Origin of the sequence: uncultured Sulfitobacter sp., from assembly GCF_964021855.1 — a bacterium.
Lineage (GTDB): Bacteria > Pseudomonadota > Alphaproteobacteria > Rhodobacterales > Rhodobacteraceae > Sulfitobacter.
This window is the reverse complement of record NZ_CAXHZD010000001.1, coordinates 780,140-792,186: the sequence shown is the minus strand read 5'-3', so window position 1 is coordinate 792,186 and position 12,047 is coordinate 780,140. Positions and strand designations below refer to the sequence as shown.

13 protein-coding genes are annotated in these 12,047 nt (G+C 58.1%); 8 read left to right on the top strand and 5 right to left on the bottom strand.

What is annotated here, in order from left to right; all coding sequences use genetic code 11:
• Nucleotides 1-13 precede the first annotated feature (13 nt).
• Both AADJ11_RS03900 and rsmI read right to left on the bottom strand, forming a co-directional pair.
• The gene (locus tag AADJ11_RS03900) at nt 14-370 is read right to left on the bottom strand and encodes a YraN family protein (RefSeq protein ID WP_341233660.1); all 357 of its coding nucleotides are present in this window, start codon (nt 368-370) and stop codon (nt 14-16) included.
• Nucleotides 371-390: 20 nt separating this feature from the next.
• Nucleotides 391-1,254, bottom strand: coding sequence for a 16S rRNA (cytidine(1402)-2'-O)-methyltransferase (gene rsmI / locus AADJ11_RS03895; protein ID WP_341233235.1), 864 nt, complete (start codon nt 1,252-1,254; stop codon nt 391-393).
• Between the two features lie 88 nt (nt 1,255-1,342).
• Here rsmI and AADJ11_RS03890 point away from each other — a divergent pair, with 88 nt between their 5' ends.
• From AADJ11_RS03890 to murJ, 3 genes are all read left to right on the top strand, one after another.
• Nucleotides 1,343-2,527 (top strand): penicillin-binding protein activator, encoded by a 1,185-nt coding sequence (locus tag AADJ11_RS03890; protein ID WP_341233234.1) that lies wholly within the window; start codon nt 1,343-1,345, stop codon nt 2,525-2,527.
• 10 nt (nt 2,528-2,537) lie between these two features.
• A complete protein-coding gene (locus AADJ11_RS03885) occupies nt 2,538-5,327 on the top strand; it encodes a [protein-PII] uridylyltransferase (protein ID WP_341233233.1) in 2,790 nt (929 codons plus the stop codon).
• A gap of 136 nt (nt 5,328-5,463) precedes the next feature.
• Complete coding sequence (murJ, locus tag AADJ11_RS03880) at nt 5,464-7,056, top strand: murein biosynthesis integral membrane protein MurJ (RefSeq protein WP_341233232.1); 1,593 nt, start codon at nt 5,464-5,466, stop codon at nt 7,054-7,056.
• A 70-nt stretch (nt 7,057-7,126) separates the two neighbouring features.
• Here murJ and AADJ11_RS03875 read toward each other — a convergent pair whose 3' ends face one another.
• On the bottom strand, nt 7,127-7,813 hold the full coding sequence (locus tag AADJ11_RS03875; protein ID WP_341233231.1) for a rhomboid family intramembrane serine protease: 687 nt from the start codon (nt 7,811-7,813) through the stop codon (nt 7,127-7,129).
• Nucleotides 7,814-7,889: 76 nt separating this feature from the next.
• Between AADJ11_RS03875 and trpS the strand changes: the two genes are divergently transcribed.
• The 4 genes from trpS (at nt 7,890) to AADJ11_RS03855 (ending at nt 10,551) form a co-directional block, all read left to right on the top strand.
• Nucleotides 7,890-8,912: a tryptophan--tRNA ligase gene (trpS, locus tag AADJ11_RS03870; protein ID WP_341233230.1), complete on the top strand. Its 1,023-nt coding sequence runs from the start codon at nt 7,890-7,892 to the stop codon at nt 8,910-8,912.
• Nucleotides 8,913-9,028: 116 nt separating this feature from the next.
• Nucleotides 9,029-9,190, top strand: a complete 162-nt coding sequence (locus tag AADJ11_RS03865) for a hypothetical protein (protein ID WP_341233229.1) — start codon at nt 9,029-9,031, stop codon at nt 9,188-9,190.
• Between the two features lie 63 nt (nt 9,191-9,253).
• Nucleotides 9,254-9,826, top strand: coding sequence for a nitroreductase (locus tag AADJ11_RS03860; protein ID WP_341233228.1), 573 nt, complete (start codon nt 9,254-9,256; stop codon nt 9,824-9,826).
• Nucleotides 9,817-10,551: an EI24 domain-containing protein gene (locus tag AADJ11_RS03855; protein ID WP_341233227.1), complete on the top strand. Its 735-nt coding sequence runs from the start codon at nt 9,817-9,819 to the stop codon at nt 10,549-10,551. The genes AADJ11_RS03860 and AADJ11_RS03855 overlap by 10 nt, the downstream gene beginning before the upstream one ends.
• Here the strand turns inward: AADJ11_RS03855 and AADJ11_RS03850 are convergent.
• Both AADJ11_RS03850 and mce read right to left on the bottom strand, forming a co-directional pair.
• Nucleotides 10,484-10,777: a DUF1467 family protein gene (locus AADJ11_RS03850; protein ID WP_341233226.1), complete on the bottom strand. Its 294-nt coding sequence runs from the start codon at nt 10,775-10,777 to the stop codon at nt 10,484-10,486. The genes AADJ11_RS03855 and AADJ11_RS03850 overlap by 68 nt on opposite strands.
• 2 nt (nt 10,778-10,779) lie before the next feature.
• Nucleotides 10,780-11,184: a methylmalonyl-CoA epimerase gene (gene mce / locus AADJ11_RS03845; RefSeq protein ID WP_093916674.1), complete on the bottom strand. Its 405-nt coding sequence runs from the start codon at nt 11,182-11,184 to the stop codon at nt 10,780-10,782.
• A 143-nt stretch (nt 11,185-11,327) separates the two neighbouring features.
• Between mce and AADJ11_RS03840 the strand changes: the two genes are divergently transcribed.
• Complete coding sequence (locus tag AADJ11_RS03840; protein WP_341233225.1) at nt 11,328-12,047, top strand: response regulator; 720 nt, start codon at nt 11,328-11,330, stop codon at nt 12,045-12,047.

The following is a 12,047-nucleotide window of genomic DNA, read 5'->3' as shown; positions in this document are numbered from 1 at the left end:
GGGGTGCAATGGGTCAGTCGTGGCCAAACGCGTTTTCGACGATGCGCAACTGCCCGGTTTGGTCGACCAAGGCGACGTCAAATCGCACATTCGTCAGCGCGCCGTTTGGCTCCCCAGCAAGGAATTCTTCGGCTGACCCCATAATCCTGTCGATCTGGCGGCGGGACACCCGCAAGGCGGCGCGCTCAAAGCTTTGGCTTTTCTTGACCTCAACGAAAATCAAATCGGCATCGCTGCGCATGATCAGGTCAATTTCACCGCGCTTGCCCCGCCATCTTTCACGGGCAAGGGTATATCCGCGCGAAACGTAATCCTGCGCGACGGCATTTTCAGCGGCCTGACCTGCGTAATAGCTGACCGACCCCTGAATTTGCTTTGCCGCTGACATGATTAACCGTTCCCTTTGCCCTGCTCCAACGCGGCCTGATACACCTGCCGGCGCGGCAGATTATGCGCCTGTGCCACCATATCGACCGCATCGCGCATCGACATATTCTCTAACGCCGAAGCCAGATCAGAGGTTAGGTCACTCTGGCTAACAGATTGTGAACGCCCCCGGTCGATAAGAACCACAATCTCGCCCTTGGGGGTTTTGTCGGCGTAATGCTCTTGCAGTTCTGCCAAGGTGCCCCGGCGGACTTCCTCGAATTTTTTCGTCAATTCGCGGCAAACGGCGGCGGGACGGTCTTCGCCCAACGCCTGTGCGGCATCCCGCAACATGGCCCCCACGCGTTTGGGCGATTCGTAGAATACCAACGTCCCTTGGACGTCTTTCAGCTTTTGAATTGCGGTCAGGCGGGCCGATTTCGCATTTGGCATAAATCCGGCAAAGAAAAATGCGTCCGTCGGCAACCCAGCCAAAGCCAGCGCGGTCAACACCGCAGACGGCCCCGGCGCACAGGTCACCATTAGCCCGGCTTGCGACACCGCGCGGGACAGCTCAAACCCCGGATCGGCAATAAGCGGCATACCCGCCTCGGACGCGTAAGCGACGGATTTTCCATCCCGAATAGCAGCTAATAGCTTGTCTTGGACACCTGCGCCCGAATGGTCATGCAATGCCAGCACCTTGCGCCCGTCAAGCGGAACACCATGGATTTCCATCAACCGGCGCATGCTACGGGTGTCTTCGGCCGCCAGAACATCAGCCGAGGCCAATACATCAAGCGCACGCAAAGTGATGTCGCGGGCTGTTCCAATTGGCACGCCGACAAAGTAAAGCCCCGCTGAGAGCGGTACCTTCTGGTAATTCAAGCTGGACCCGCCTTTCGCACGCACTATGATTAAAGCATCTGTTCACGGGCTATTGCCGCCGACATGCCACCAATGGAGTGACCCCGCTATGTTCGCCGTTTTCGACACCCTTCGCAAGCCACTGCGGCTTTTGATCCTGCCCCTTGTGGCATTTGTTCTGGCGGCATGCGAGCCGGGCGGAATGACCGGTATCGGGTCAAACAATGGCCCCCGCATTGATGCAAGCAAGCCCGTTCCGGTTGCCCTGCTTATTCCACGCGGCGGTTCGGACAGCGATAACCTGCTGGCACAAGATCTTGAAAATGCGGCGCTGCTTGCGATCCGCGATCTTTCGGGTGTGCAGATTGATCTGCGCGTCTATGGCACCGGCGGCAACGCTGCCATGGCGGCCCAAGTTGCGGCGCAGGCCGTCAACGAAGGGGCGCAAATCATTATAGGACCACTTTATGGTGAAGCCGCGAATGCGGCGGGCAAGGCCGTTTCTGGCAAAGGCGTCAATGTTCTGGCCTTCTCAAACAACCCCAGCATTGCGGGGGGCAACGTCTTTGTGATGGGCCAAGGGTTCGGTGACACTGCAGACCGTCTGGTGGGCTATGCCAAGGCCAGAGGGAAAGATAAAATCCTGATCCTGCATGGCGATGACGTGGCAGGGCAATTGGGCCGCAACGCGATCCAGAAAGCCATCGCAGCAAACGGCGCTAAATCTGCGGGCGTTGTCGATTACGCGCTAAGCCAAGAAGCTGTTATTGCAGCAGTCCCCCGCGTCAAGGCAGCGGTCACCGCAAATGGTGCCAACGCGATTTTCCTGACCACATCATCGGCCAGCGCGCTGCCGCTGTTTACGCAGCTGTTGCCCGAAGCTGGCCTGCCCGTTGCGACAACCCAATACATCGGGCTGACCCGTTGGGATATTCCAGCCCAGACCCTGTCCCTGCCCGGCGTTCAGGGCGGCTGGTTCGCACTGCCTGACCCATCGGCATCGACTGCGTTCTCGCAACGCTACACCCAGGCCTATGGCGCGTTGCCAAACCCGATTGCGGGTCTCGCCTTTGATGGCATCGCTGCTGTCGGTGCATTGGTCAAATCCGGCCATTCAGATGCGCTGTCTGCTGCCCGCCTGACCCAAGGCGCAGGCTTTCGCGGCGCCAGCGGTGTGTTCCGCTTCAAAGCAGACGGCACAACCGAACACGGTCTGGCCGTCGCAACGGTGCGCAATAATTCCGTTGTGATCATTGACCCCGCCCCCAAGGCTTTTGGCGGGGCCGGTTTCTAAAGGACACTAAGTGGTAAAACCATTAGTTGCACAGGCTGAATCAGGTGAGGCAACTGCGCTTCACCTGATCAGCGCACCCGAATTGATATTTGACGAAGATGCGGTTTCAGACGCCCTGACGGCTGCATTCGAAGGCGTCACAGACAGCAGCGAGGTGCGCGCCGCTGCCGTGCGTATTCTGGGCGACGCACAAAAAGCAGGCCGGGCCGAGATCGCGCGCGCCTTTGCCGCGACCCCTTTCGATGCCCGCGCAATGACATCCGCCTATTGTTTTCTGACCGATCAGCTGGTGCGCGCCACGTTACAGATCGCTGTTCAACGCCTGCATCCCAAACCCAACCCCACATCCGGCGAACGGCTGGCCGTGATTGGCGTTGGCGGGTATGGCCGGGGTGAAATGGCCCCGTTCTCTGACGTCGATCTGCTGTTTTTGATCCCCTACAAAGCGACCGCCTGGACCGAAAGCGTTATTGAATCCATGCTTTATATGCTGTGGGATCTAAAGCTGAAGGTCGGCCATTCCACGCGCACCATACGCGACTGTATCCGTCTGGGCACCGAAGACTACACAATCCAGACCGCCCTGCTTGAACACCGCTTTATCGCCGGAAACCTTGATCTGACCGCCGACCTGGACGAAGCGCTGAAAACCGATCTTTTTTCAGGCTCGGGGCGCAGCTTTATCGAGGCCAAGCTGCAAGAGCGCGGGGTGCGTCATCGCAAGCAAGGCCTCCGCTATCAGGTTGAGCCGAACGTTAAGGAAGCCAAGGGCGGTCTGCGCGATCTGCAATCGTTGTTCTGGATCGCCAAACGTATCTACAGCGTCGAAACAGCCGCTGATCTGGTCGATCGCGGCATCTTTCTAGAAGAAGAATTCAAAACATTTGTCGCCGCCGAGAATTTCCTTTGGGCGGTGCGCGGCCATCTGCATTTGCTGTCAGGGCGCGCGACAGAGCAGTTGACCTTTGACATGCAAGTCGCCGTCGCCGAAGCGATGGGATATGCGGACACTGGCGGCAGGCGCGGCGTCGAAGTGTTCATGCAGAACTATTTCCGCCATGCCACCCAAGTGGGCGAGCTAACGCGCATCTTTCTGACCAAGCTGGAAAGTATCCACATCAAGGCTGAACCCCTGCTGGAGCGGATTTTTCGCCGTCGTCCCAGAATGCGCAACGGCTATCACGTCGTCGGCGGCCGGTTGGCCATTGTGGATGACGCCGCCTTTATCGCCGACAAACTAAACCTGTTGCGCATCTTTGAAGAGGCATTGCGGACCGGGATGCTGATCCATCCTGATGCCATGCGTCTGGTAAAGCTGAACCTGAACTTGATCGACGACGACATGCGCAACAATGCCGAAGCGCAGCGCATTTTCCTTGATCTGATGCTCAAGCATGGCAACCCCGAACGCGGGCTGCGCCGCATGAACGAATTGGGCGTTCTATCCGCCTTTATCCCCGAATTTGAAAACATCGTCGCGATGATGCAGTTCAACATGTATCACAGCTATACGGTGGACGAGCATACGATCCAGTGCATCACCAACCTTGCACTGATCGAAAAGGGCGAGCTGGAAGAAGACCTGCCGGTTGCCTCGAATATCCTGAAACGCGGGGTGAACCGCAAAGTCATTTATGTGGCCCTGCTGCTGCATGACATCGCAAAAGGCCGCCCCGAAGACCATTCGATCCTTGGCGCGCAAATGGCCCGCAAGATCGCCCCACGGCTGGGTCTGAACAAGGCCGAAGTCGACACGGTTGAATGGTTGGTCCGCTATCACCTGTTGATGTCTGACATGGCCCAGAAACGTGACATTGCTGACCCCCGTACCGTGCGTGATTTCGCCAAGGCCGTGCAAACGGTCAAGCGGCTTGATCTGTTATGTGTGCTGACCGTTTGCGACATTCGTGGCGTAGGGCCAAACACGTGGAATAACTGGAAGGCCGTGCTGATCCGCGGCCTATACCGCCAGACCAAACGCGCCCTTGAAACCGGTCTTGAAGATCTAAACCGCGCAAATCGCGGGAACGAGGCGAAAAAGACCCTGCGCGCCGCGCTTGCCGATTGGCCGCGCAAGGATTTGCAGATCGAAACCGCGCGTCACTATCCGCCCTATTGGCAGGGTCTGCACGTCACGGCCCATGTGGTGTTCGCCCAACAGCTGCGCGACATTAAAGACGGCGAAATTCGGATCGACCTGCACCCTGATGACGACCGCGATGCCACGCGCGCGTGTTTCGTGATGGCGGACCACCCAGGTATATTCGCACGGCTTGCCGGTGCCTTGGCGCTGGTTGGTGCGAATGTGGTTGATGCCCGCAGTTACACGACCAAAGACGGCTATGTGACCGATGCATTCTGGATTCAGGATTCTGATGGCAACCCCTATGACGCCGCCCGCCTGCCGCGCTTGCGGCAGATGATTTCGAAAACGCTCAAGGGTGAAATCCTTGCCCGCGAGGAATTGAAATCCCGCGACAAGGTCAAGAAACGCGAGCGCGCCTTCAGGGTTCCCACGCATATCACCTTTGATAACGAAGGTTCCGAAATCTATACCATCATCGAGGTCGACACCCGCGACCGCCCGGGGCTGCTCTATGATCTGACGCGCAGCTTGGCCGAGGCGAACGTATATATCGCAAACGCGGTTATCGCGACCTACGGCGAACAGGTGGTTGATACCTTCTATGTCAAAGACATGTTCGGGCTAAAGTACCACTCAGAAAGCAAGCAAAAAGGTCTTGAGAAACGCCTGCGCCTCGCCATCGCAGAAGGGATCGAGCGCGCGCAGGACGAGTGATATGCGGCATGCCTGAGGGATCAATCTGGGTCGGCGGTTTTCCGTTTGCCGCCTAGCGCGCCCTCATATCAACAATTGCGCAATGCGACGCTAAACGATACGCCATTTGCATCGCAGTCACAGGGCACGCATTCAAATGAAACCAATCCGACTGATGTCTGGCTTTTTCACAGTCGGTATCTGGACCTTTCTAAGCCGCATTATGGGCTTTATCCGCGACATGATGGTTGCGGCATACCTTGGCTCGGGCCCCGCCGCCGAAGCGTTCTTGGTCGCCTTTTCCCTGCCCAACATGTTTCGCCGTTTCTTTGCCGAGGGCGCGTTCAACATGGCCTTTGTGCCAATGTTCGCGAAAAAGCTAGAAAGCGGTGACGGCGCAGAAGAGTTCGCCCAAGATGCCTTTGTCGGAATGGCGTTTATCCTGACCATATTCACCGTCATTGGCATCGTTGCGATGCCCGGTTTGGTGTTGCTGATGGCGTCGGGTTTTGCGGGCGACACCAGGTTTGATCTGGCTGTTGAATATGGGCGGCTTGCCTTTCCCTATATTCTCTTCATCTCTCTCGCCGCACTTGTGTCGGGCGTTCTGAACGCCACGGGCCGGTTTATGGCAGCAGCCGCCGCTCCGGTGGTGTTGAACATCATTTTCATCATTGCGGTCCTAATCGGTGCCGCCCTTGGCCGTGAAGGCTCCGACGTATTGGGCGTTGGCATCGACAAAGCCCTTGGCATTCAAATCGGTGATACGCTGGCATTGTCTGTGCCCCTTGCTGGCATCGCGCAACTGGCGTTGGTCTGGTGGGCAGCCAAACGCGCGGGCTTCACCCTCGGCTTCAGCCGCAGGCCGCGCATGACGCCTGAATTGAAGCGTCTGGCCATCATTGCAGCCCCGGCCGCCCTTGCAGGTGGTGTGATGCAGATCAACCTGCTCGTCGGCCGCCAAGTGGCCAGCTTTTATGAAGGGGCCGTTGCTTGGCTCAACTACGCTGATCGCCTGTATCAACTGCCACTGGGCGTGGTGGGTATTGCCGTTGGCGTGGTCTTGCTGCCTGACCTGTCCCGCCGCCTTAAGGCTGGGGATGAACAGGGCTCCCACACCCAAATCAGCCGCGCTGCCGAAGTATCACTCGCCCTGACAATCCCGTCTGCCGTCGCCTTGATGGTTATCCCCTTCACATTGGCCTCTGTGCTTTTCCAACGGGGTGCGACAACCGTTGACGATGCTGCGGCAATTGCAATGGCGGTGGCCATCTACGGTCTTGGCCTGCCCGCTTTCGTTCTGCAAAAAATCCTGCAACCGCTCTATTACGCCCGCGAAGACACCAAACGCCCGTTCTGCTTTGCCGTCGTGGCGATGGTCGTGAATGTGGTGCTGGCCGTGGGCCTCAGCCCCGTGATCGGCTGGATCGCCCCCGCCATCGCCACCACGCTTGCGGGATGGGCCATGTTCGGCTTACTCGCCTTTGGCGCACGCGGTTTTGGCCTCGCGGCGAAATTCGACGCGCGCTTTCACAAACGCATTTGGCGCATTCTGGCCGCGTCAGCTGTTATGGGTGTTACGATCTGGTTTGCAAATGTCGCGCTACAAACATTGCTTGGCCAGCCATGGTGGCGCGGCATTGGGCTGGTGATTTTGGTCGCTCTTGGCAACGTTGTCTATTTCGGCACGGGCCAGTTGATCGGTGCCTTTAAATTAAGTGAATTCAAAAGCGCATTAAAACGCGGCTAATCCCCGTTTTCCAAATGGTCTAAAATCCCGGGGGGTCAGGGGGGCTGGCCCCCCTGCCTCGCGTGAAAAATCAACGATGCCGTACACGCGCCCGCAGCTTGGCCCATTCACCGGGGGCCAACACAAAACACAGTCCAAAGCCAACAAAGAACCCAAACAGGTCCGCCAACCACTGTGTTCCCGCCTCAAAAAACACGCCCCACAACAGCTGTATGCCCATCAAAAGCGCGATCAGCAGAAATGCGCGGTATTGCGGTTCGCCATGGTTGGCCAACTTGCGCCACATGACAAAGGAATAGGCACCGATCAGCCCATAGACATTAGGGTATGCCCCCACCAGCCAGATCGGATCATCCAGCACCAGCGCGTATAAAATCGCCCCCATGATCCCGGCGGCAAAAAAGATTAGCACAACCGCCGTTTGACCCATGGCCTCGGCCACCATTTTACCAAGCGCCAGTAAAAGAACCATGGCGAAAACCGCATGGGTGAAGCCCAGATGGACAAAGGAATAACTTACGACGCGCAAGACCTCGGACGCGGGGAACCGCCAGTTCGCGATCATCCAGTCAAACACCTCGTTTGAAAACCCATAGTCGCGCACCAACGCCAAGCGCCAGCCGACGGCGCCGGGGCCACCGATGATACCGGCCTCGGCCAAAGACAGGCCTGCCTCAATCCCGGCGATGGCCAGAAAAAGCAGTGTCACAGCAGCGGGCATCGGATTGACGGGCGGTTGAAAATCAGGATCAGTCATGGGGCCTCCTTGACGGGGTTGGTGCGCATGGGTAAGCCCATCGTGCCGTCTTTTCCAGCCTTATCGGAGCGTTGCCATGACCGACACCCAATTTACCCCGCGCGTGTTCTCGGGCATTCAACCGTCCGGTGGTCTGACGCTAGGCAATTATCTGGGCGCGATGAAGCGTTTCGTCGACATGCAAGACGAAGGATCATACCAGACCGTCTATTGCATGGTGGACCTGCACGCGATCACCGCGAAATTCCAAGACCCCGCCACCTTGCGCCACAACACGCGTGAACTGGCGGCTGGTTTTATCGCGGCCGGGATCGATCCGGCCAAATCCATTCTGATCAACCAATCCCAAGTGCCCGAACATGCGCAGCTTGCGTGGATCTTTAATTGCGTGGCGCGCATGGGCTGGATGGGGCGCATGACCCAGTGGAAAGACAAGGCCGGCAAAAACGCCGAAACCGCATCGCTGGGCCTGTTCGCCTATCCTGCGTTGATGGCCGCCGATATTCTGATTTACCACGCCACCCATGTGCCGGTGGGCGAGGACCAGAAACAGCACCTAGAACTGACCCGCGACATCGCGGCCAAGTTCAACCATGACTACGGCGTTGATTTCTTTCCGCTGACCGAACCTGTGATCGAAGGGGCCGCGACCCGCGTCATGTCCTTGCGCGATGGATCGAAAAAGATGTCAAAGTCTGACCCGTCCGACGCCAGCCGTATCAACCTGACCGACGATGCCGATGCGATTGCCAAGAAAATCCGCAAGGCCAAAACGGACCCCGATGCACTGCCCTCCGAGGTCGAGGGCCTCAAGGACCGGCCAGAGGCGCGGAACCTTGTGAACATCTATGCCGCGTTGAACGATCAAACGGTTGAACAGGTGCTTGCCGACGTGGGCGGGCAGCAGTTCGGCAGCTTCAAACCGCTGTTGGCCGAGCTTGCCGTGGCCAAGATGTCACCGATCAGCACACGTATGGCCGAACTGATGGCCGACACCGCCGAGATTGACCGCATCCTTGCCCATGGCGCGACACAAGCGCGGGAAATCACCGCGCCGATCCTCAAGAAAACCTACGAGATCGTCGGGATGGTCGGCTAAACGTCTTAGCCTCGGGAAGCACGGATTTACGCGTGTCCTGATAGGGGCACGCGGGTCATCTGCTGGCTTGGCATCCCGATCAGGCGCTCACGACCAGTCATAAACTCGCGAAAACTTTGAGCGGCACGCTGGTACTGGCTGCCGAAGCTACCTATCTAGTGACCCATGTCCCGTTCTGTGGCCACGCCACCATTGCAGCCTATGCAGACCGTGATACCATCGTGCCAGATCCGCATGCGGAGAATATTCAAAACCGCCAGCCCAGCCCCAAAATTTGACGCCGTCCTGCGCGATGCCATTAATGCAATGGCGCAAGATCTGAACTGATAAGAGAGACTTCCATGCCAACACCTAACCCAGACGCGCTGCATTTCCTGCAAACCCGCCGGTCCCGCCCGGCCAAGACGCTGACCACCCCTGTACCAGACCGGGACACGTTGCTGCCCCTGCTGACAGCCGCCGCGCGCACCCCTGATCATGGCAAGCTTGAACCGTGGCGCTTTATCGTGATCGACAAGCCTGCGATGGGCCGTCTGGCAGATATCGCGCAAGCCCGTGGTGAGGCCCTGAACCTTGACCCGATGCAAGTCATGAAAGGGCGCGGCCAGTTCGATCAGGGCCACCTGGCCGTTGTCGTGGTCGAGGTGCAAAAACCATCGCCAAAGGTGCCCCCGCTTGAACAAACCTATTCCGCCGGTGCCGTATGCCTTGCCCTGACAAACGCCGCACTTGCTGCGGGTTGGGGGGCGAACTGGCTCAGCGGCTGGATCAGCCACGATCGCGTCTTTATGGAACAAGGCTTTGGCTTGGCTGAAAACGAACGCATCGCCGGGATCATCCATATCGGCACCGAAACAGCTGCCCCGCCAGAGCGTCCACGCCCCGACGTTTCCGCAATAACCACATGGCTATAGCGCAGATATTTCAGGCGGTTGGCCTTGCCCTTGGCCAACTGACCGACCCGCGGTTTCGCAAGGTATTCGTCAAAGGTATCGGGCTGGCACTGCTTTTGCTGATCGGTATCGCCGCAGCCTTTGTCTGGTTTGTCGGATGGCTGACCGGTGACATGACGTCGATCCCATTGCTGGGCGAGGTTACATGGCTGGATGATCTATTCAGCTGGGGTGCCGGCTTGCTGCTGATGGGGCTGTCGGTCTTTTTGATGATCCCCGTCGCATCGGCGATTACGTCACTGTTTCTGGATGACGTGGCCGATGCCGTAGAGGCCGAACATTATCCGCATCTGCCCCCCGCAAACCAGGTGTCCCTTGGCGATGCGCTGCGGGACACGGTGAATTTCATGGGGGTGTTGATTGGCGTGAACATCATCGCGCTGATCTTTTACATCCTTTTCGCCCCGCTTGCGCCGCTGATCTTTTGGGCGGTGAACGGATTTTTGCTGGGGCGTGAATATTTCACGCTGGCCGCGATCCGCCGTGTGGGCCGTGCCCAGGCAAAACTGCTCAGACGCAAACATATGGCAACAATCTGGGCCGCAGGGGTGTTGATGGCGATGCCGCTGTCTGTGCCCCTGCTGAACCTTGTGATCCCGGTCTTAGGCGCGGCGACCTTTACCCATCTGTTCCACCAATTGGTGTCAGATCCCCATGCAGCCAATATTCAATATCCGCCACGGTGACGATGCCGGACAGGATGAACCAGACAGTGAATGTCCAAAGCGCCAGCGTGATCCCTGTCGTCCACCATGCCTTTTTCTTGAGGTGGTGATGTTCAGGCGCGCCTGCATGCGTGCCTTCTACGATCTCGCCCAGATCGCCTTGGGTTTTCACGCGGATCGGCAGCGCAATCATAAAGATCATGGACCAGATAACGGCAAACAGAACGAGGGCTGATGTAACACCCATGTTTACACCTGCTCCAGCTCGACCAGCGCGCCGTTAAAGTCTTTGGGGTGCAGGAAGATAACGGGTTTTCCGTGGGCGCCGATCTTGGGCTCTCCGTTCCCCAGAACGCGTGCGCCGGTTGCTTTCAGATGGTCACGCGCCGCGATGATATCATCGACCTCGTAGCAGATGTGATGAATGCCGCCCGCCGGGTTCTTTTCCAGAAAGCCGTTGATCGGGCTGTCGTCGCCCAAGGGATATAGCAGCTCGATCTTGGTGTTTGGCAGCTCGATAAAGATGACGGTCACGCCATGGTCGGGTTCATCTTGGGCGGGGCCCACATTGGCACCAAGCGCATTGCGGTACTGGTCTGCAGCGGCTTCCAAATCTGGCACGGCAATTGCTACGTGGTTGAGACGGCCGATCATCTTACTTCTCCTGCTTTCTTAAAGGTTGACAGTTTATGGGCTGGGTTGGGGCCAAGAGCAATGCGTCACGTTAACGCCCTATTAGCCAAGCAAGCCTAACCATAGTGCCATCAGGGTCGTGGGACAGTTAGGAGAATGATGAAATGGACAAATTGGGCCTTCAAACAGACACCCTTCCCACCCCCACGGCAGAACGGCCCTTGTTGGGTCTAACGGTTCTGGTGATCGAAGACAGCCGTTATGCGTGCGAGGCGATGCGCCTGTTGTGTTTGCGTTCCGGCGCACGGATCAGGCGGGCCGATTGCATGCGCGCCGCGCGCCGCCATCTACAGGTCTATCGCCCGTCCGTGGTGATTGCCGATCTGGGCCTGCCCGACGGCAACGGCATTGACCTGATTCACGAGCTTTCGCGCGCCCAAAACCGGGTCGATGCAATCCTTGCCATTTCCGGCGATACGCATCTGGCCCCAGATGCGATTGCAGCAGGGGCCGACGGGTTTATTGAAAAGCCGCTGACGTCATTGGCGCAGTTCCAGCAAAGTGTTCTATCGGTCCTGCCCCCTGACCGGCAGCCCAAGGGCGTGCGGGCCGTGGTCGATGAAACCGTCGAACCGGACGAAATCGCCTATCAGGATGACATGGCCCATATTGCAGACGTGCTGGATGACAGCGGTGATTCAGTGACGTTGGATTATGTCGCGCAGTTTCTGGGCGGCGTGGCGCGCAGCGCATCTGACACAGCGCTGGAACAGGCCGCCCTTGCCTTGGCCGAAAAACGTGCATTGGGGCAACCGGCGGAAACCGAACGGGCCACCATTGCGGGGCTGGTCCAGAACCGCCTGTCGCAGCGCATCGCCATCTAA